The organism is Marinicellulosiphila megalodicopiae (genome assembly GCF_045862395.1).
Lineage (GTDB): Bacteria > Pseudomonadota > Gammaproteobacteria > Pseudomonadales > Natronospirillaceae > Marinicellulosiphila > Marinicellulosiphila megalodicopiae.
The window spans coordinates 3704426-3725793 of record NZ_AP023087.1; the positions used below are offsets into that span (position 1 = coordinate 3704426).

Annotated in this window: 22 protein-coding genes; 11 read left to right on the forward strand and 11 right to left on the reverse strand. The window is 36.8% G+C overall.

The annotated features are described in order from the left end of the window. Positions 1 to 181: 181 nt before the first annotated feature. Positions 182 to 1741 (reverse strand): hypothetical protein, encoded by a 1560-nt coding sequence (locus TYM08_RS15980; RefSeq protein ID WP_422380149.1) that lies wholly within the window; start codon positions 1739 to 1741, stop codon positions 182 to 184. A gap of 165 nt (positions 1742 to 1906) precedes the next feature. On the opposite strand from TYM08_RS15980, the gene TYM08_RS15985 reads away from it, so the two are divergent. Beyond that, positions 1907 to 2863, forward strand: a complete 957-nt coding sequence (locus tag TYM08_RS15985; RefSeq protein WP_422379240.1) for an IS5 family transposase — start codon at positions 1907 to 1909, stop codon at positions 2861 to 2863. A 479-nt stretch (positions 2864 to 3342) separates the two neighbouring features. Here TYM08_RS15985 and ilvA read toward each other — a convergent pair whose 3' ends face one another. The 8 genes from ilvA to TYM08_RS16025 form a co-directional block, all read right to left on the reverse strand. Beyond that, entirely contained in the window at positions 3343 to 4854 is a 1512-nt protein-coding gene (gene ilvA / locus TYM08_RS15990) for a threonine ammonia-lyase, biosynthetic (RefSeq protein ID WP_422380150.1), read from the reverse strand. Between the two features lie 65 nt (positions 4855 to 4919). After that, positions 4920 to 5195: a cell division protein ZapA gene (locus TYM08_RS15995; protein ID WP_422380151.1), complete on the reverse strand. Its 276-nt coding sequence runs from the start codon at positions 5193 to 5195 to the stop codon at positions 4920 to 4922. Then, on the reverse strand, positions 5188 to 5400 hold the full coding sequence (locus tag TYM08_RS16000; RefSeq protein ID WP_422380152.1) for a TIGR02449 family protein: 213 nt from the start codon (positions 5398 to 5400) through the stop codon (positions 5188 to 5190). The genes TYM08_RS15995 and TYM08_RS16000 overlap by 8 nt, the downstream gene beginning before the upstream one ends. Before the next feature lie 70 nt (positions 5401 to 5470). Continuing rightward, positions 5471 to 6571 (reverse strand): DUF3810 family protein, encoded by a 1101-nt coding sequence (locus TYM08_RS16005; RefSeq protein WP_422380153.1) that lies wholly within the window; start codon positions 6569 to 6571, stop codon positions 5471 to 5473. Between the two features lie 363 nt (positions 6572 to 6934). After that, entirely contained in the window at positions 6935 to 7477 is a 543-nt protein-coding gene (locus TYM08_RS16010; RefSeq protein ID WP_422380154.1) for a gamma carbonic anhydrase family protein, read from the reverse strand. A 4-nt stretch (positions 7478 to 7481) separates the two neighbouring features. Beyond that, on the reverse strand, positions 7482 to 8225 hold the full coding sequence (locus tag TYM08_RS16015; protein ID WP_422380155.1) for a GDSL-type esterase/lipase family protein: 744 nt from the start codon (positions 8223 to 8225) through the stop codon (positions 7482 to 7484). After that, complete coding sequence (locus tag TYM08_RS16020) at positions 8218 to 9162, reverse strand: DUF808 domain-containing protein (protein ID WP_422380156.1); 945 nt, start codon at positions 9160 to 9162, stop codon at positions 8218 to 8220. Before TYM08_RS16020 ends, TYM08_RS16015 begins: the two co-directional genes overlap by 8 nt. Positions 9163 to 9210: 48 nt before the next feature. After that, positions 9211 to 9573 (reverse strand): DUF1304 domain-containing protein, encoded by a 363-nt coding sequence (locus tag TYM08_RS16025; protein WP_422380157.1) that lies wholly within the window; start codon positions 9571 to 9573, stop codon positions 9211 to 9213. 103 nt (positions 9574 to 9676) lie between these two features. Between TYM08_RS16025 and TYM08_RS16030 the strand changes: the two genes are divergently transcribed. The 3 genes from TYM08_RS16030 to TYM08_RS16040 all read left to right on the forward strand — a co-directional run bounded on the left by TYM08_RS16030 (position 9677) and on the right by TYM08_RS16040 (position 11332). After that, entirely contained in the window at positions 9677 to 10495 is an 819-nt protein-coding gene (locus TYM08_RS16030) for a CZB domain-containing protein (protein WP_422380158.1), read from the forward strand. A 61-nt stretch (positions 10496 to 10556) separates the two neighbouring features. Beyond that, the gene (locus TYM08_RS16035; RefSeq protein WP_422380159.1) at positions 10557 to 10916 is read left to right on the forward strand and encodes a VOC family protein; all 360 of its coding nucleotides are present in this window, start codon (positions 10557 to 10559) and stop codon (positions 10914 to 10916) included. Then, positions 10901 to 11332, forward strand: a complete 432-nt coding sequence (locus tag TYM08_RS16040; protein ID WP_422380160.1) for a hypothetical protein — start codon at positions 10901 to 10903, stop codon at positions 11330 to 11332. Before TYM08_RS16035 ends, TYM08_RS16040 begins: the two co-directional genes overlap by 16 nt. On the opposite strand, the gene TYM08_RS16045 is transcribed toward TYM08_RS16040, so the two are convergent. Continuing rightward, positions 11329 to 12645, reverse strand: a complete 1317-nt coding sequence (locus TYM08_RS16045) for a M48 family metalloprotease (protein ID WP_422380161.1) — start codon at positions 12643 to 12645, stop codon at positions 11329 to 11331. The two genes, TYM08_RS16040 and TYM08_RS16045, sit on opposite strands and share 4 nt — an antisense overlap. A 104-nt stretch (positions 12646 to 12749) precedes the next feature. On the opposite strand from TYM08_RS16045, the gene TYM08_RS16050 reads away from it, so the two are divergent. Both TYM08_RS16050 and TYM08_RS16055 read left to right on the forward strand, forming a co-directional pair. After that, the gene (locus TYM08_RS16050) at positions 12750 to 12980 is read left to right on the forward strand and encodes a sulfurtransferase TusA family protein (protein WP_422380162.1); all 231 of its coding nucleotides are present in this window, start codon (positions 12750 to 12752) and stop codon (positions 12978 to 12980) included. Beyond that, positions 12973 to 14055, forward strand: a complete 1083-nt coding sequence (locus TYM08_RS16055) for an AI-2E family transporter (protein ID WP_422380163.1) — start codon at positions 12973 to 12975, stop codon at positions 14053 to 14055. The genes TYM08_RS16050 and TYM08_RS16055 overlap by 8 nt, the downstream gene beginning before the upstream one ends. A 36-nt stretch (positions 14056 to 14091) precedes the next feature. Here TYM08_RS16055 and TYM08_RS16060 read toward each other — a convergent pair whose 3' ends face one another. After that, positions 14092 to 14604: a peroxiredoxin gene (locus TYM08_RS16060; protein WP_422380164.1), complete on the reverse strand. Its 513-nt coding sequence runs from the start codon at positions 14602 to 14604 to the stop codon at positions 14092 to 14094. Between the two features lie 283 nt (positions 14605 to 14887). On the opposite strand from TYM08_RS16060, the gene dapA reads away from it, so the two are divergent. The 5 genes from dapA to TYM08_RS16085 all read left to right on the forward strand — a co-directional run bounded on the left by dapA (position 14888) and on the right by TYM08_RS16085 (position 21303). After that, entirely contained in the window at positions 14888 to 15763 is an 876-nt protein-coding gene (gene dapA / locus TYM08_RS16065; protein ID WP_422380165.1) for a 4-hydroxy-tetrahydrodipicolinate synthase, read from the forward strand. Further along, the gene (locus tag TYM08_RS16070; protein ID WP_422380166.1) at positions 15763 to 16362 is read left to right on the forward strand and encodes a hypothetical protein; all 600 of its coding nucleotides are present in this window, start codon (positions 15763 to 15765) and stop codon (positions 16360 to 16362) included. Before dapA ends, TYM08_RS16070 begins: the two co-directional genes overlap by 1 nt. After that, positions 16359 to 17117 carry an MBL fold metallo-hydrolase gene (locus tag TYM08_RS16075; RefSeq protein WP_422380167.1) on the forward strand — a complete coding sequence of 253 codons (759 nt, stop codon included), beginning with the start codon at positions 16359 to 16361 and terminating at the stop codon, positions 17115 to 17117. Before TYM08_RS16070 ends, TYM08_RS16075 begins: the two co-directional genes overlap by 4 nt. Positions 17118 to 17349: 232 nt before the next feature. After that, a complete protein-coding gene (locus TYM08_RS16080) occupies positions 17350 to 18150 on the forward strand; it encodes a hypothetical protein (protein WP_422380168.1) in 801 nt (266 codons plus the stop codon). A 276-nt stretch (positions 18151 to 18426) separates the two neighbouring features. Continuing rightward, entirely contained in the window at positions 18427 to 21303 is a 2877-nt protein-coding gene (locus TYM08_RS16085; protein ID WP_422380169.1) for a PKD domain-containing protein, read from the forward strand. Positions 21304 to 21368: the final 65 nt, after the last annotated feature.

Genomic DNA, 21368 nt, shown 5'->3' on the forward strand with positions numbered 1-21368 from the left:
TTCATTTATTTGAACAAAAAAAAACCGACTTTCGTCGGTTTTTTTATGCCTGTAATACATACAACAGCCTTCCAATTTAGCCCACCTAAAACAAACTCAAACCAAATATATATCAACTTTATTCAAGACAAAAAAAAGCCGACTTACGTCGGCTTTAATATTTTAACTATTTAAGCAATTCTTAGAAAGAATAACCAGCAGTTAATACTAACTTATTGGTAAAGTTAACATCACCACGATCATCTTCTGGACCATGATCATCATCTTCGTTTTCACGAGAACCATCAGTATCCATTTCATATGCAGCACTTAAATTTGCACCACCCTCAAGCTCGTAGTTAGCCCAAATTTTGATTTCAGACGCTTTATCTTTCTTAGCATACGTATGTACATATAAACCAGAAGCATCAACACCATTAGTAGAACCATCTTCATTTAGAGCAGTTTCACCAGCTTTAGACCAGAAAGAAGCACCTGTTTCAACACCACTACTGAAATTATAAGTCGCTTCAACACCGATAGCACTATCAGCATCAGCACCATCAGGCATTGTTGTTTCAGTCATTAACTTAACTGAATAATCTGCTTGAGACTTAGTACCGAATTCAGATTTAACATTGTTAGCTGCCTCAGTTTCAAGAGTAAATTCAACTTGACCGTAATAGAATTCATAATCCATACGCGCTTTCAAGTAAACTTGAATTGAATCCTCAACTGCATCATCACCATCATTAGGTATAGTTACTTTAGCTTCTGCAGTTGCCCAAGAGATATCACTATCTTGATCAGAGTCAAGATCTAATGTGTAAGATACACCAGCTTGAATTGCATTTGTCTCATCTCTCATACCGAATGAACCAAAGGCAGTAATAGCATCATTGTCAGTATAATTAACTCGAGCACCCAAAACATTAATTACATCAACAGACTCATCTAAACTACCAGAACCATTGTTAAAAGATGCTACAGCACTTAAAGAACGATTAATTTTGCTATTAACCATCAAACCAATAAAAGGCTTAGTAGCTGCTGATGCCTCAGGATCTGTTGCAGTATTCACACCATCCTCAGCGTACTGTACGTTGAAGGAGTATTCAGTTTGAGAGCCAGGAGCTTTGAATTGAGCTAAAGCAGCAACACTGAAATCAGAACCATTTGAATCATCTTCATGGAATGTTGGCTCCGCACCAGCAACATAAGGAACTTCATCAGAATCATCTGCAGCATCTTCAATCTGAGCTTGGAATTTTAAACCTTTAACGCCAAACGCTTTAGTTTTATCTGTATAACGGAAAGCACCATCAACTCCATAAGAGATTGGATCACCCAAACCTTCGATACCAGCGCCTTCAGTAACAATAATACTACCTAAAGTCGGACTAATGCTCCAAGTACCATCATCATAAATAGCATTTTCAACAACAAAGTTAATATCGTCATCATCGCCATCTTGTACAATTTTCAAACTAATTTTAAAGTTATCATCTTTAACATCAAAAGACATTGAACCAGCTTGTGAATCTTCATTTGCTTTAGATAAAGCGTCAGTATCTGACTGGTGTTTTGATGCATTATCAAATTCAAAAGTTGATTTGAATTCTACTGAACCAGAAAAGTTAGCATTACTATCTTCGTTATTATCGCCGTTAACTTTTACATCTGTAGATGCCATTGCTGACATTGAAACAGCAGCAGCCAAAGCTGTTACTGCAAAACCTGAAGCAAGTTTAGTCGCTTTCATTTAGTTTCCCCTAATTTTTGAATTATTGTTGGCCGAAGCCAGATCTTAAAATTACGACATCAAGATTAAAAATCTTTTTGCCAATTTATTATTGTTAAGGAAACTCTGTTTAAATAATGCTAAAATATGAGTGTCCATTAATTTTAAATAAAACCTATATATCACATGAAACAACTCAGCTTTACAGACGCAGAATCCCATTTAAAACGAAAACAAACTCGAAAAGAAAAATTCCTTAATCAAATGGAAGAACTTGTTCCTTGGGGCGTTTTTCTGCCTATCATCGAGCCATTTTATCCAAAAATGCATAAAAAAGGTCGTCAGCCTTACCCGCTTGAAACGATGCTTCGTGTTCATTTAATGCAAAACTGGTATACGATGAGTGATCCATCAATGGAGGATGCACTTTATGAAATTGCATCTATGCGACAATTTGCTCGATTAGAATTAACACATAAAATTCCTGATGAAACGACCATCTTAAAATTTAGGCATTTGCTTGAGAAGCATAAATTACAAGAAAAAATGCAACAAGCCATGAACCAAATTATGGTTGATCAAGGTGTATTATTAAAAGAAGGGACACTGATGGACGCCACAATTATTCACGCATCACCTTCAACCAAAAACAAATCGAAAGCACGCGATCCAGAAATGCATTCCTGCAAAAAAGCGAATCAATATTATTTTGGAATGAAAGCGCACGTGGGTGTCGACATGCACACAGGCGTGGCGCACAGCATGACATTTACATCGGCTAATCATCATGATGTGACCGAAGCGCATAATTTATTGCACGGTGAAGAAAAATTAATAGGTGGTGACAGCGGGTATTTAGGTGCGGATCAGCGTGAAGAAAATAAAGATGTTTCAGCCCAATGGCTGATCGCAGAGCGACCAAGTTCATTAGTAAAAAAACACGGGACGGGCACAATTTACAATGACAAAAAAGCCACGGAAAAAATAAAGGCGCAATTAAGAGCGAAGGTGGAGCATATTTTTAGAATCGTAAAGTGTCAGTTTGGATTTCGAAAAGTGAAATACAAAGGGCTGGCAAAAAATGCGGCACAGCTGACGATGTTATTTACGTTAGCCAATATTTATATGATGAGGAATTTATAAATGAACTAGGCGAGTTGTGCCTAGAATTTGGCAAACCAGTCAAATTCTAGGAAGTATGCGAGTTTTTTCGCAATTTCAGGGTGTTTTTTAGAAAAAAATTGTAAGATTTTTTTTATTGAGTCTTTAGGATTCTAAATCAGAGATTCCTTAAAATTTCTTTGCGTAGACTAACTGCACTACACATTGAAAGTCAAAGCAAATCTTCTTCTTTACCCAGCATCAAATAATACAGAGAAATCCATTTTTCAGAAGAACTCATTATTTGCAGCTGCGCCAACGTAAGTTGGTTATGGGTGGCTATAAAACCAGACTCACACAACTAGGTCAACCCATTTATTAAAAAAAAATTACAATTTAACTTTTTTTTTTCAATTTCACGGAACTTATATCAATATGGCCGCATTTTAATTTACATTGGATTAATTTTATGCAAATGACTAATAATTCAACAACCTATTAGTCATTTAATTTAATTTTATTTATGCTAAAAATAATTTATATGCTGGGTTGTCACTTTCATCCCAATATTGATAACCAATTTCATCTAATGACTGTTCGAATTCTTGTATTTCATTTTCAGGTATTTGAATTCCTGCCAAAACTCGACCATACGCAGCACCATTATTTCGATAATGAAACAAACTAATATTCCATTTAAAACCTAATTTTTTTAAGAAATTCAATAAAGCACTTGGTCTTTCTGGAAATTCAAATCTGAAAATTCGCTCATCACTTACACCTTCAGCACGGCCTCCTACCATATAACGAATATGATTGATTGCCATATTGTTTTCAGTTAAATCTTCGACATGGTACTCATTTTCAACCAATTCACTGATAATTGAGAGTCGATCTTCCAATCCTGAGACCTGCACACCCACAAAAATTTGCGCACTTTGTGGATCGTCATACCGGTAATTAAATTCAGTGATTGTCCTTTTACCCACTATAGAACAGAATTTTTTAAAACTTCCCGGACTCTCATCAATTGTTACTGCCAGCAACGCTTCGGTTTGCTCGCCAATATTTGATTGCTCCGCAATATATCGCAAACGGTCAAAATTCATATTTGCACCCGAACATATAGCAATTAAATTACGATCTTTAATATTATGCTCTTGCACGTACTTTTTAAGACCTGCCACCCCCAATGCACCAGCTGGCTCTGCTACTGATCGTGTATCATCAAAAATATCTTTAATAGCAGCGCATATTTCTGCTGCATTAATGGTGATAACTTCATCGACTGTATCTTTAAGAATATTAAACGTCTCTTTACCTATTTGCGCAACAGCCACACCATCAGCAAAAATACCTACTTTATCTAGTACAACACGCTTACCTGCATCCATAGCAGCCTTTAAGCAGGCCGACTCCTCATATTCTACCGCGATGATTTTTATTTCAGGTCTAAGATATTTTATATAGGCCGCCATTCCAGCACACAAACCGCCACCCCCTACTGGAATAAACACGGCCTCAATAGGATCAGACATTTCTTGAAGGATTTCTCTTGCGACTGTGCCCTGCCCCGCAATCACATCCAAGTCATCAAAAGGGTGAATAAACGTTAAATCTTCTTCCAACATGATTTTTTGCGAGTATTTAAACGCATCGTCATAAGCATCACCGTGTAATTTTACTCGCCCGCCGCGATCTCGAACCGATTTTACTTTAATAGCGGGTGTGGTTTTTGGCATAACGATGGTGGTTTTCACACCTAAAATTCGGCCTGATTCTGCAATACCCTGCGCGTGGTTTCCGGCTGATGCGCAAATCACTCCTTTTTTTCTTTGCTCTTCCGTTAATTGCTGCATTCTATTAAATGCACCACGAAGTTTAAATGAAAATACTGACTGCAAATCTTCGCGTTTAATGAATACACGGTTATCTAGCTTCTTGGATAACGATGACGCCTCATCTAAGGGCGTCGTTTTGGCTGCTTTATATATAGCAGCATTAAGGATTTTTTTGACCATTGACTCTAACATGAAATACTCGTTTAAATCGGTGTGGGTTTTAGTTTAAAAATTAAACCAAAAATTAAAAGAAGGGATTAAGAAATTCGCTCATCAATTTGCGCCATCATTCGCTCAATTGATTGCGAATCAACATTTTTACTTTTGGCGGATAATAATTCATTTGCAATATTTAAAGCAGCCATCATGGCGATGCGCTCTACACCAAATACGCCTGCTTTTTTAGCTTTTAACATCATTTCATCAACCATTTTAGCCGCAGCCAATAATTGATCCTGTGCGTCTTCTGGGCACGCTATACGAAGTTCCTGGTCGTATATTTTGAGGTTTACACTGTTGTGCTCACTACTCATCACTATTCTCCATCGCTCTTAACTTTTCAATCATGATACCAATTTTTTGACGAGCTAAATCGTTTTGCTTAACCAATTTCTCACGCTCTTGCCTCCAAACTAGCTGCTGGCTTTTAAGCTTAATATTGTCTTTTTTTAGTGTATCGAACTGCTCAAGCAAAGTTGTAATTTTACTTTCCAATACTGACATGTGAGCGTTTTGCATGATTACCCCTTAACAACTAAAACCATGATTTTATGCAATTTATAGTTCAGTTCCTATAATTTATAAAAGTTTATGGCTGTTTTTTTATGATTTTGTATAAATAACGTAATGTCAGTTGCTCTCCCACTGCATAACGCATTCTACCCTCTTGATGACCTGCTTGCTTGAGATATTGGTCATTTGTGGCCTGAACTGCGGGTTTTAGCACAGTTGAGACTAAAGAAGTTTTACTTTTATTTTTATGAATCGCAATATTTAAAGCAATGCAATTTAAATCTGCTTTGATCGCACTATTTAAATCAGGATTGTTTTGTTGGCCCGTTTGCCATAACAAACTTAGCCATGCATCATACCTCAATTGCTTAGATGAGGACGACAGTAAACTTAAATATCCGACTAAATCCGCAGCAGCTTCATCAGCAAACCCGTTTAGATGCGCGTATTCATGGGCTAACGTTTGAGGCTGCAAACTTGCGGGGATTTTACTTGAAATTGCAGGTTGTGCGACCAATGGATTGTACAAACCTGCAATTCCCATCTGCCTTATTACACCACTAAAAATAAAATACCGTCCTTCGGCAGATTTAACTGGAGTTAAATGATTGTGAGTTAAAAATTGAATCATAGCCTGATTCACTTGTTTATCGACAATTTCAAATGAATCATGTAATTGATCACACTGCTCTAGCAAACTACTGGTTGGACTTTTTTGCATCATTAATGCTAGTTCATTGGCCTGTTCAACAATATGCCCTAGCACCACTTGCTCTTGTTGCTCTGTCAAAGGCGTTTGTATCTCAAACATTTGCTCAACGGGAGTGCGCAGGTGATTAATACCCCACATTATTACCAATAAAAAGTATAGCCATCCAGACACACTAATTAACGACAACACTATGCCTATAATTCGATTACGTTTATTCTCATTTAATTGAATGTCTTGCGCGATCAAAAATATGACAGTTAACACGATACTTACAACCACAATCTCATGCAGCGCAAACCCAAAAACCGAGCTAATAGCCGAAATGTTTTTAATTAAGACAGGATAAAACCATTGACTGTAATAAATCTCAACCCATTCAGACTGGTTTTTTAGCACCTGCCAAATGATAAAGACGACTGGAATCCAAACAATTCCTAATATTTTTAGCGCAATAAACCGTTTCAATATTTACTCTTTAATAGTTTTGGAGGAATTTCTCCTCATTTCATCTACTTTTACTGCAAATTTATATGACATACTTTTAAGTATCAAATGGATTGATCAAATATAAACCAAAATACCAAGGCGACACAATGAACCAATCTATTTAAAAAGTCACGCGAAGTCTTTGTGCAATTATTTCAAAACAATAATAGATAATGGGATTTAACACATCAAGATATAGAGTTTTTAACCAGAGGTAAAACAGAATAAATATAAATCATTAGTAACATACTTCCTTGAAACCCTGCCTCATAACTAAAAACAGTACAATTAAAGACCTTCTTGTTTTTTATACGATTTTTTAAGCTACTTACCGCTGTTTGCTCAAAGATTTTTCAAATACTCATCCTTTAATTTTACATAATTTTGCGCTGAATATTTAAAAAAGGATTTTTCTTTGTCATTTAATTCTCGCGTTTTTTTAACTGGGCTACCGATATATAAAAACCCACTCTCTAATTGTTTTCCAGGTGGTACTAATGAGCCTGCACCGATCACAACCTGTGAAGGTATTTTGGCCCCATCTAATACAGTGACACCGATCCCAATTAATACTTCATTTTCAATCTGACAACCATGTAAACAGGCATTATGCCCAATGGTAACATCGTCCCCAATCATTAATGGGTGTCCTTCAGGGTTAAAATCACTTTGATGCGTTATATGCAAAACTGCACCATCTTGTATGGATACTCGGTTGCCAATGCGAATTTTATGCATATCGCCGCGTATCACAGCCATTGGCCAAACTGAACAATCGTCACCCAATTCAACATCACCATTTATAAACGCTTGTGGTGCAACCATTACGCGCTGGCCAAGTTTGGGTGACCATTGTTTAAACGGTTGGATATTTTCGTTATTCATTATTTTATTCACCTTCTAAAATTAGCTGTAGTGATTGGGAGAGAATCTCATACCCAAACTCACTTAGATGTAACGCGTCGGGCATGATTTCTTTTGAAATAACACCTTGATTATCAAGAAATTCAGTTTCGATATTTTCATAACTCAACATTGAGTTAGATTTAATCCACGAATGTAAAAGCCTGTTTACTTCTTGATTTCTAACTCTAAATTTATGACTGGGTTTTCTTGAACGTGGCAATAATCCAATAATGATAATATTTGTTTCGGGTATTATTGCTTGTATTTCTTTCACGATCAGTTGAATGCCAAGCAATGTATCCTGTGCTGAATCAAATCTAAGCCCGGTATTATTAGTACCCACCATCAATATTACTTTAGAGGGTGATACATACTTCAATTCACCATTTTGAATACGCCACAACACATGCTCGGTCATATCCCCAGAAAACCCTAAATTCAAAATTGAATAATTTTGATTGAGTGCTTGCCAAGATTTTAACCCATCCGTTTCAAACTTATGCACAATGGAATCACCAAAGATAACCACATCATAATTCTTGTTTTGGCTATCTTTGATTTTTTGTTCATGCCTTGGTATCCACCATTTTTCTGCCCAATAGGCTTTGGCTGGCTGAGCTCTAGTGCTTGCCCCCGCAGAGGAATCAAATTCTTCTTTAGCATTCATATCACAACCAACTAAACCAACCGCTAAGAACAATAAACAGATTAAAACTAATTTATGCATGTTCAGAGTTTGTTGATACCGACTTAATTTTTTGAAATAACGTGACACCTAACAAAACAAACAGACCGACAATAAAACCAACAACAAACGACATAGATAAGTTGATTATTAAATGTGAGCCCAAAAAGTGCACAGAATTATGAAGATCCTCCTTAAGATGATGTAAAAATTCAAATCCAAATGACTCCAGGCCATGCATTGAAATATCGCCACCAACAAAAAACATCGCTAATGTGCCCACTACAGTCAACAAACGCATAACCAAAGGCGCTAAATTCAATAAAAATCGTCCAAATATTTTTGCGATTTGATTCTTCTTTTGTTCAAAAAATAAACCAAAATCATCCAATCTAACTAGAAATGCAACTAACCCGTAAACAACGAATGTCATCCCAAACCCAATAATACACATTACGATAACTTGAGTTGAAAATGGCGCGTCAGCCACAGAATTTAAAGCAATCACTAAAATTTCTGCAGATAATATAAAATCAGTTCTAATTGCCCCTTTAATTTTAGTTTTTTCAAACGCCATCAAATCGATTTTGGGATCTTTTAGAGCGGCGACTAATTTATTTTTATGTTCCTGAATGTCATTTCTATGCATAAAAAAGTGTAAAACTTTTTCTACACCTTCAAAACATAAATACGCACCACCCACCATTAACAGTGGAATGAGCAACCATGGCACAAACGCACTGATTAAAAGTGCTACGGGAATCAGTATCGCTTTATTTAACAATGCGCCTTTTGCCACAGCATAGACAACAGGTAACTCTCTATTGGCTTTCACACCACTTACTTGCTCAGCGTTTAACGCAAGATCATCCCCCAAAACCGCAGCTGTTTTTTTCGCTGCAACCTTACTCATTACTGCAACATCATCTAACAACAATGTAATATCATCTAATAATGCAAAAAATTGACTACCCGCCATAACTACTCCGTTATCTAATTTAAAATCGATTATTCTATTGAACTAAATTTATAATAAAATCACACTCAGCATTGCTAACAACGCAGGCAATCCTTGGGTGATTATAATGGATTTTTTAGCGCTAAGCCCTCCATAAATAGCCGCCACTAAAACACAACCTAAAAAGAAAGTTTGAATTTGTGTACCAAATGCTTCATTAGGATGAAACATCCCCCAGAACAACCCCACCGCTAAAAATCCATTATACAAACCTTGATTGGCCGCTAACACCTTGGATTCATTCGCAAACCCTTCTTTTAAGCCAAACATTCTTCTTCCATAAGGTTTATTCCAATAAAACATTTCTATGATTAATATATAGATATGTTCAACAGCCACTAGCCCAACTAAACACAGGGTTATAATACTCATTTTTCATTCCTCATTATTATATGATTAATTGTTCCGTTATCGCACCACTCATTAAATCTAAACTAAACTCAAAGAATAATAATTGATCAAGCTCAGGATTTATATGTCTACTCAATCCCACTTACCCACACCGAATGCCCACAAAGGTTCATTCATCACATTTGCATGCGGTAATTCTCATTACGCATTGAATGTAAACTGCGTAAAATACATAACTTCAATTGATGCAATTACTTTACAAAACACTCCATTACAAGATGGAACAATGAATCGTATCTTTTCTTTCTCCGATCGACCGGTAGTTCTATATAGTTTCAATAAAATCGTAGGTAGCTACTCTCAAGTGGAGCAGAGTAAAGCATTAATTACCTTTTTAACACAATGCAAACAAGAGCATATTGACTGGATCGACGCATTAGAGCAAAGCATCAAGACTGATACAGCATTTAATCAAGCCGCTGATCCACTGTTATGTAATTTTGGGAAATGGTATGTAAATTACCAATCAGATGACGAAGAACTTACAACTATAATGAAAAAATTTGAGCGTCCTCACAATTATATTCACTGCCTTGCTGAAAAATTAATCACTTTAAGTCAAGACAAAACCAAACTATCCGAAGCACTGACAATACTAGAAAAAGAAAAACATACCACTTTAAATCAATTATTAAATTTATTCGGTGCCGCTCAAGCGCGATTAGAAGAAATGGTAAAACAAGTCATTATTGTAATTGAATCCCAAGGAAAAGTATTTGCCATCGATTTAGATAACATAGAGCAAATGGAAGAATTTCATGAAAGAGACTGGCTTGCAGACAACGCACACGATAATGATCAACACCCTTGTTACGAAGGTTTTTTTCAAAAAACACAAGGCAACTTGTACATCCATGTTGATCCAAATATGTTAATTAACTAATCAGATTAATTAGATTACAATTCGTTGTTTATTAATAATTCATACAATAGGACAATTAAATATGAACACACATGAAACGATTAATTACGTTGAATTTCCTTGTTGCGATCTAAATAAAAGCAAAGCGTTTTTCACTGCGGTATTTAACTGGCAATTTACTGATTATGGACCTGAATATACTGCATTTTCAAAAGAGCACTCTGGGCTAGACGGAGGGTTTTTTCAAGCCAATTTAAAAAGTGATGTCACCACAGGCAGTGCATTAATCGTATTTTATAGTGATGATTTAGAATCCACCGAAAAGAAAATCAAACAACATGGCGGCATCATTAACGAAGCCACTTTTAGTTTTCCAGGAGGGCGCCGCTTTCATTTTAAAGACCCAAGTCAAAATGAATTTGCAGTATGGTCAGACAAATAAAAATGCAATATAAAAATTCCTCAAGTCCTGAAATACTCAAGCAAATGAGTCTATGTGCTCAATTTATCTCAAAGCATGCACCTGAGTTAATTGAGCTAGAAGGGGATAGTAAATGGACACAAGGAAATTTATTATTTCGTTTTCCTGAAGATGAGCAAGGTTTTTATGCATTTATGCTTGGAGCGCTAGCTTCTAAAAAAGTGAGTTTACATATCATGCCACTGTATGGAATTGAGCATTTTAGAGTGAAATACGAACAAGCTTTTAAACCTTTTATTTCAGGAAAAAGCTGCATTCAATTTTCAAAATTTAATGACCTCCCTCAAAAGGCATTACTTGATGTAGTTAAAAATGGAACCAAACAATTTAAATCTGTCATGCAAGCGCAACGCAATAAAAAAAGTACCAATCGTTAATTGGCTGCCCCCTGTACATTTACATATTGCTGATAAAAAGCACGCAAACGATTTTTAGTTGCCAAATCAAATTCATTAAGCAATACAATTCGATCAACATAAGCCATGGCTTCTTGAGCATGACCACTATGCCATAATTGCAAAAATTGATGTTTTGCTTGCAAAAAGCTGTTATTTGCCTGAATTGCTACACTAATTGCAATTTGATGAAACTGTGGATTTCTATGATCCGGTAATTGCTGAAGTAATTTTACAGCCAACGAATATTGTTCAAATTCTATATACCCCAACATTAATTGACTCATAATCATCAGGTTATTTGGGTTGATTTTAAGTTGCAATTTAAGCAATTCAATACCACTTTGATCTTTTTGGGCTATTAAGCTTTCAGCATAAATAGTAGACAATAAAATATTATTTGAATGTATTTTATATTGCTGCTGCCAACATTTGGATGGGGCATTCTGGTTTTCTTTTAAACAGTCATCTAACTGTTTGATTGAAGTAGGCTGCCCTAACCGCGCTTTAATCCACTGAAATTCTAGATTTTTGCCAATTGGCGTTTGTATTTCATTTTGATTAATAGTTCTTGGTCGCATATCAGACAAGCGGTTTATCGTAAGTGGGTGAGTCATTAAATATTCACCAGGCATGTTATAACCCAAACTGCCTGCTTGTAATTTTAAAAAGACATCATACATTCCGGTTGGATTCACATTGGAATGTTTAAGCATATCAATGCCAACACGATCCGCTTCCACTTCCATTTCACGACTGAATGCCAAAGCTTGAGATTGCAATAAACCCTGACTAGTTACTAATAATGCAGTCGACAGTTCGCTGCTTTCAGGGCTAATTAATATCGCAGCTAAAATCGACGCCAACATAATGGTGCTTTTATTTTTATTTTCTTCGACGGAGCGAATTAAATGATTTTGGCCAACGTGGGCCAATTCATGGGCCAAAATCCCATACAACTGATCACTATGGTTAAGATCATAAAACAATCCTTTATTTACACCTATTACATTACCAATCACTGAAAATGCGTTTAAATTCGTGTCATCCACCAAAATCACATGAATATCTCGAGAAAACAATTTTGCATTTGGAGATAAATCATTAAGCAATCTTAAAACATAATCTTCAATAATAGGGTCATAAAAAGTATCTGCCTGCTGATAAAAACTGCGAGACCATATTTTACCCACCTGTTGACGTTGTTGTGAGGTAAGCGCAAACAGCTGTGTTGTGAACATTAATAAAATTAATAGACAGCTAAATTGACGTTTCAAAAAAGTGGTAAAGCGCATGTTTAAACCTTTGTAAGTGGTCATGTAAATGGTTTTGAATTAGACTAATCCTAATTAATCATTCTGACACATTTATTAAATATATTCGGAGCAGAATTAGCATAATGAAAGAATTGAATTTTAAAAATCAACGCTGCCCTTTACCGCTTCTAAAGATGAAGCAGGCACTTATTGAATCATCATATGAAGAACAATTGCAAGTCATGACAACAGATGAAGGCTCTCTTAGAGACATTCCACTATATTTATCTCGAACGCAACATCAACTCATTTCTCAACATCAACAAGATGGTATCTACCATTTTATTATAGAAGTAGGAAAACAACATGATTGAAACTTTTCAAAAACTGATCAAAAAATATTTTTCTCATGAAGAGGCTGTCATATTTATATTCATTGCCGCCGCTACTGTTGCCTTATTTTATTTTTTAGGCGCAGTATTGATGCCTGTATTTATGGCCTTGGTGTTTGCCTATTTGTTAATACCCTCAGTAGACTTTTTAAACCGACGTAAAGTTCCTTATTTTATAAGTGTATGCCTTGTGTTCACTGTATTTATGTCTTTTTTAGCTATTGTCGCATTTTGGCTAATTCCTAAGTTTTTCTCTCAATTAACTAAGTTTATTAGTGAAATTCCAGTTATGGTGACTTCGTTAAAAAATCAATTAATCAGCTTGCAGGCCAACTTTCCTGAATACTTTAGTACAGAGCAGCTTAATGAAATCATCCTTCGTTTAAATGGATCTGAATTATCGCAACAAGCCGGTCAAATCATCCCTCAAGTATTAAGTTTTTCATTATCTACTTTGCCAAGTGTAATGACTGGCGTGATTTATTTGGTAATTGTACCGATCTTAGTATTTTTTATGCTCAAAGATAAAAACACTCTGTTAAATAATTTTAAGAAAACACTACCTACTCGCCGAAATCTTTTACGCCGAATTTCCTCTGAGATGAATCAACAAATTGAAAATTACATTCGCGGCAAAGCCATCGAGATTGCAGTTGTATTTGGCGTAAGTTTTGTTGTATTTGAATTTTTCGGGTTGGATTATGCGTTTGTCTTATCAATTTTTGTGGGGTTAAGTGTGTTAATTCCTTACATTGGAGCCGTAATAGTCACGATCCCTATCGCTGTTGTTGCATTGATCCAATTTAACTTAAGCAGTGAGTTTTATTGGGTAATTGGAGCTTATATGGTCATTCAAATTTTAGATGGCAATGTTTTAGTGCCTATTATTTTTTCAGAAGCCGTAAACTTGCATCCTATTGCAATTATTATTGCAGTACTTGTATTTGGCGGGGTATGGGGATTTTGGGGAGTCTTTTTTGCCATTCCCCTTGCTACACTCGTTAAAGCAATATTTAACGCCTGGCCAAAACAAAATGGCGTGATTGACTCTATTTAAGTTGGATCAATTAATATTAGGTCAACTGACATAAAGTTAGTTGGCCTTTTTTAATAGTTTTGAGCTTTCAATGACTTTCATAACATCATGAATATGATTGCGCACATCGACTTTTCGCCACTGCATTATTAATTCACCTGATTGATTAAACAAAAACGTACTGCGCGATAAACTCATAATGGTTTTACCGAACATTTCTTTTTCTTCGATCACTCCCAATAAATCACATAACTGATGATCCACATCTCCAATCAACTCAAAAGGTAAGGACTGCTCTTGTTTAAACGCTTCATGTTTTTCGATTTTGTCTCGCGAAACACCGAAGATCTGACAGTTTTTCTTCTCAAATAATTCAAAGTTTGCCGAAAAATCTTGAGCCTCTATGGTACAACCTGGGGAATGATTTTTTGGATAAAAGTACAAAATTGTAAACTTATCTTTAAGTTGTGACGTTTTGAATACCTTGCCAGATGTACATGGCAAAGTAATATCAGGTAACACTTGTCCCAATTGTACAACTGAAAGTTCGGTTTCTTGTGCAATTCCCATTTTTTGCTCCTAAGCGTTCATCCTTGGAAAGTATTAAACCCAATAGTTTAATTTGCTTAACAATAATGCTATGGATGGATCTTTAAATTTATTTTTATTGTTAGGTCTTAACTTTTTGTTAAGTCCTGCGTTTTCAAAAATGAATGTTATCTGGTTTCAGTATGGTACAAATTCCTTTTTTAGCCAGTATTATTAATGAATAAGCCAAGCTTTGTGAAAAACGCCTTGTTTAAAAGCAGGCGCAATCATACAATTGGCGCCTTATTTTTTTGCGGAGCGCGTTATGATTACTGGCAGTATTGTTGCCCTTGTGACACCAATGTTAGAAAACGGTGACATTCACTGGGAAAGCCTTGAACAACTAATCGAATTACATATCGATAATGGCACTAATGCTATTGTTGCAGTTGGTACAACTGGTGAGTCGGCCACATTAAGTGTGTCTGAACACAAACAAGTGATTGCTTTTGTTGTTGAAAAAGTAAACAAACGTATTCCAGTAATTGCTGGTACTGGCGCAAATAGTACTCGTGAAGCAATTGAATTAACCAAGGCGGCTAAAGATTTAGGCGTTGATGCCTGTCTTTTAGTGACGCCTTATTACAACAAACCAATGCAAGAGGGGTTATACCTTCATCATAAAGCCATTGCAGAAGCGGTTGATATCCCACAAATTTTATACAATGTTCCAGGGCGTACTGGTGTGGACATGTCTGCACAAACCGTCATTCGTTTATCTACATTTAAAAACATAATAGGTGTCAAAGAGGCAACTGGTGATATTGAACGCGCAAAAGAGATTATTAACAATACCGCTGATGACTTTTATTTGTATTCTGGGGATGATGAGACTGCTTTAGACTGCATGTTAGCTGGTGCAAAAGGCGATATTTCTGTAACTGCGAACATAAGTCCGAAAGCGATGTCTAGTATGTGCGATTGGGCACTTAAAGGTAATGAAGAAATGGCAAGACGTGTTGATATGTCATTACAACCATTACATCAAAATTTATTTTGTGAATCTAACCCAATCCCAGTTAAATGGGCGTTACACCTAATTGGTCTGATTCCTAATGGAATTCGCTTACCACTGACCGTATTAGATGTTCCTGGACAAGAACGTGTTACCCAAGCCTTAGTAGAGGCTGGAGTTATTTAATGAAATTAGCATCATCGTGTTTAATGTTTTGCGCCCTTCTATCAAGTTGCGCAAGTAAAACGATTGTTTTAGTCCCAGAAAAAGGGCCAATGATCAGTGAAATTATGCAAATTGATCGATTCCCAATCGGTGAAATTGATGATGAATTCGCAGTAATGAGCGCAACAAGCAATCAAATCGACTTTCCGGTTACCACTACAAAAGAACGCGCCATTATATTTGATGACGAAATTGAAATAACATGGGTTCAAAATGGCAGTGGTATTGATTTATTAAAAGTAAATCAATCATCCAATACAACATGGCAGCTACTTAACAAAGCCATTCTAAAAAGTGATTATAACCCTGAAGTGATCAACGAACAATTTGGCAAAGTATTGGTGGTCACACCTGATGGTATTGAATTTTTAGACACTAGTGATGATTCGTTTTCATTATCAAAAAGCGAAAGCGAAGAGCGTTTTAAAATCGAATTTCGTGTCGATGCAGTAGATGATGGCACCGTAATCTCTCTGCAATTTGAAGATGATTTATTGTTACCTGCAGATGATAATTTGATTCATTTGGACAATATTCGACAATTAATGATCCAAGAATGAAGTTTGTTTCCATAGGTAGTGGCTCAAAAGGCAACAGCACGGTAATCACCAATAAAAATACTACCATCATGATCGATTGCGGTTTCTCAGGCAAAGAAACCGTTAGTCGCTTAAAGGCTAAAGGAATCAGTCCCGAGCAAATTGATGCCATTTTAGTTACCCATGAACATACCGACCATTGTAAAGGGGTAGCAACACTTTCTCGCCAGTATGCACTGCCTATTTACATGACTCACGGCACGGCTCGTGGAATGAAACTTTTAAAATACCAATACACAAAAATTGTCGCTGGCGAATCATTTCAAATTGGTGATTTTAAAATTGATCCAATATGTGTCCCCCATGATTCAAATGAAGCCTGCCAATTTTTAGTGAATGACCAAGATAAACGATTTGGTATTTTGACAGATTTAGGGCACGTCACCCCCCATATAGAATCGGCCTATCAACAATGTGATTCAATCTTACTTGAGTTTAATCACGACACTGAATTATTGGCAAAAGGCCCTTACCCTTATTCATTAAAAAAACGAGTAGGCGGAAATTTAGGACACTTAAACAATAATCAAGCAGCTAATTTATTACAATCGATGGATTTAGATCGATTAAAAAACTTAGCACTTTCCCACATCAGTGAAAAAAATAACTGTTTTAAAATTGCGTTAGAAACGGCACAAAACATTACAGAAAATACAGACACAACCATTCACACTCTTGAACAGCAATTTGGCAGTGAATGGATTGAAGTTGCATAAAAACACTTAATATACAGACTATTTAACATTCAGATTTATTCCTTTACAAAGTAATTCTTTTACTTTTTCGTCACTCAATTGTCATCATTCCCCCAATAAAATCATTTCTTCAGTAATTTTTATTCTTTACTCATTTAGAAAACTTAAAAACACTTTTTGATCCGCCTCTTTGGATTTGCCTTTAAAAAAATCTTCCTACAATGAAAAGGATTCCAACAGAAACGAGGTATTCATGAAATCACTCATGTTCGTAGTATCGTTAGCGATTCTTCCATTTTCATCAAGTGCAAAAATATTGTTTGACATAAATGCTGGCGCAGGAAGCTGGGTAAACCCTGGTGTAACTGGGACAGTTGGTGGCGATGCCAATATTGATATGCAATCAACCAACAATGGCTTTGCCTACAAAGATGACTCTCTGGGTTATTATGTGTGGGCGGACTTTGACACCATCATTCCTTTGGTGCCCAGTTTTAGGGTCAAATATCAACAATTAGCTTATGCGGGCACAGGCACGATAAACGCAGGGCTCACAGGTAAATTCGCATCCATTGATTTATCTGAAATATCAGGCACGATTAATTCAGAATTGGAGCTCAATTATCTTGATGCTATTGTCAAATTTGGATTACCCTTGCCAATTGTAGACATAAATTTTGGTATCAATGCCAGAATCACCCAAATGTACTTTAGAGCACAGGAGCAGAATCTATCTGCATTAGAAGCAGATCAACTGCTTGTATTTCCCATGGGTTATCTAGCTGCTAGTGCAAAGATTCCATTTATTGGTATTGAAGTTGGGGGGGAATACAGCACACTTCCAATCGACGGAATCCAAATTCTAGACACCAGCATCTACGCTCGTTATTTCTTTCCTTTACCAACGAATCTTTTGTTTAAGGTGGGTATAGAGGCTAGCTATCACGAGTATCACCTTGGTATTGGCGAAAGTGACGTCCTTACATTTTTAAACGATGTGCAGTCAGATGTCGACTTCAAAGGTTACTCAGTTGGCGTCACAGCCAAATTCTAAAAAATGAATTTAACCATCTATAAAAAACCCGTTTATTCGGGTTTTTTTTTGCCTAATTCGCAATTCTGCAAAACATAACAATTATTAACCCCAAACCTACGGTCATATACAAATTATTTCAGTACAATTTCAATCAATAGTAAATAATTTGACATACGTATTGTAATTACAATTCTCTAACACAGGATGAGTCACATTATTTCATTTTGTTAATGCCCCCATGCCAATATAATTGGTAGAATAGCGAAACAATCTAACTTTAAATAGGTAAATTCAATGTACAACAAAACCCTATCCACATTGCTTGTTAGCGCTTTATTAGTAAGTTGCGCAGAACCAGTAGAGCAAACCAATCAAGCACCTGTTTCAATAATCACGCAATCAGGTAGTTTACTTACTGCTGGTTCAACAGATGACAACTCTTCAAGTTTAACCTACACATGGTATGTTGGTAATACAGAAATGCCAGCAGGTACAATTTACATAGACACATCATCCATTTCTCCTGGCACTATTATAAGTTTAAAAACAACTGATTCAGATGGACTTTCAAACTTCGTAAGCTTTACCGTACCAGACACAGGTACTGGAACAGGTACTGGAACAGGCACTGGAACAGGCACTGGAACAGGTACTGGAACAGGTACTGGAACAGGTACTGGAACAGGTACTGGAACAGGCACTGGAACAGGCACTGGAACAGGCACTGGAACAGGCACTGGAACAGGCACTGGAACAGGTACTGGAACAGGTACTGGAACAGGCACAAACCAACCGCCAATGGCGAACTTCACCTACACACAATCAGGTTTACAGGTATCAGTTGACGCAAGCGGCTCAAGCGATCCAGATGGAGCATTTTCTGATTTAACGTTTACTTGGGATTTCAATGGTGAGGCTACGGGTTCTGGTGAATCAACAAGTCATACCTTCACCACCGCGGGTAATAAAAATATTACTCTAACCGTTAAAGACATTAATGATGCTGAAGATGATGAAGTGGAATTTGTAACACTTACCATTAACCCTTCAACGGATGAATATACTTCACTGTTATACACCGATGGCCTAAGCGATGTGTCTGAAATATTAAATTGTGGTGTTAACCCAACCAATAACAGCAATAGTTTTAAAGTGCTGGATTCTTCTTTCATATTAGCCGGATCATGGAATCACATCACAAGCACAACCGGAGAATGGCAAGGCGTAGCGAAACAAGCGAATGATTACAACATTGCAACCAGTTTTAATGGCACAGCCAACGATTGTGCAAATGCATCAGTACATAACAGTGTATTAGTTAAAAAATATGGCGATTGGGATCACCAGCATTCCAATGGCTTTACGTTGACAGTCCCTAACTCACCTACTTTTGCAGACTTAGATACCCTTGTGATGGATGTTTATATAGACAGCGCAAACTCTGTCATTCCTACTCTACAAGAAGTAAAAGACACCTATGGCAACTTAATGACCAATGCTCAAATTGAAGAGTTTGCAGATGGTCAAATCCATTTTGATGTCAATCTAAAATCCGACGGCGCGTATGCAGCCTCTGTTGATTTAGAGATCTCAATTGCAGATCTAGATAAATGGCTGCGCATTGAAGTGCCAGTACAAGACATGAGTTTCTGGGAAGAAGTGAATTATAACCGTGTAGCTAAAACATGGTCAGAAATGCAAAACCGTAATGTGAATACCGTACATTTTGTTTCCGAAACGGCTAATCGCCTTGTTTATAGAAACTACGATGATGCAAATTTTAATGCCAACACCCCTAAATTATTCATTGAGCAGTCTTTAAATTTACGTAAAGTTGAAATCACCAAACCAGGCACAGGCACACCCACAGTAACACTTGACCCACAATTTGTGATGTCTGAAGACGCCATGGTAGTCAGTGTCAATGCAAACGCATCAACTGGCTCAGCTGCATTTACATATGAATGGGATTTTGATGGGGAATACTCTGACACAGGTGCGATAACAAGTTATGCGTTTAGCACCGCTGGTGAAAAAACCATTACGTTGACGTTAAAAAGCGGCTCGACCACTGAAACATTAACTAAAACCATCACATTAGTTGATACTGGTTATGATGATTTATTAACTCGCGTGGCTGCAAACATTGTGGCGCCGACTTGTTACAACTGTCATACCGTGGCTCAAAATAAACCAATCAAGTTTGCCTCAACTAATCCTGCAGATGTTGAAACAGCCATGAGCGATTACATCGCTGCAAATAGTGCGCAAAAACTGATCGATACACCAAATGGTTCAGGTCATCCACCTGGAGACAAAATCACCACATCAGCTAATGAGCAAGATTGGGAAGAGTTAGTGACAGCCATTGCCGCCTCACTTAATAACAATGGTGGTAATAACGGTGGTGGCAATACAGGATCAGGCAATATTATCATTAGTGATGACTTTGAAACTACATCAGCTGGTAGCCTATCTTCAGATTGGGGAACTTGGTTAAATTATGGCCAAATCAACGGAAACAATTCAAGCAGTGACGGCCAATATGCATTAGTTGATAGCTCCAAAGCAAATAGCGGCCAATCTTCATTGCATGTAAAAGTTGGTCAAGAAGCGGCACCAACCTTTGTATTCCAAAAAATTGATAAATCATCTAACCCAACAGCAATCTATGTTCGAGGCTATATGTATACTGAAATCAATATTGGCGGCGGTGCATTAGGTGGTTACAGTGAGCATGTACACTGGTCTGCAACTGTAGAAGAACTTTTCCAAAACGGCGACGGCGTAACAGTAGATTTTTCTGATACAAATAAAGATATTCGATATGGCACATGGCGTAAAAATGTAATTGGTGGATTCCAAGCTAAAAATAGCGATTCATCAACGACCGCTACCCCATCAGATACCATTTTTGCTAATGAATGGACTTGCTTTGAATACGCTGTTGTAAAAGATGATACTTTTGATCATATGTACGGATGGTTAAATGATTCTGAAGTGTTTGCAGCAACTCAAGCAAGCCACTGGTCAAATGGCGCAACAACTGGCTTCTTTGATGATGCAACTGACTATGTAACCTTCGGTTGGAGAGCATTTGGTAATTTTGGACTAACGGATATTTGGTTTGATGACATTGTTGTAAGTACTGAGAGAATCGGTTGCAACTAATCAATAGACCAACAATATAAAATCAAAAATGCCTCGCTTGTCGGGGCATTTTTTTATCTGATCAC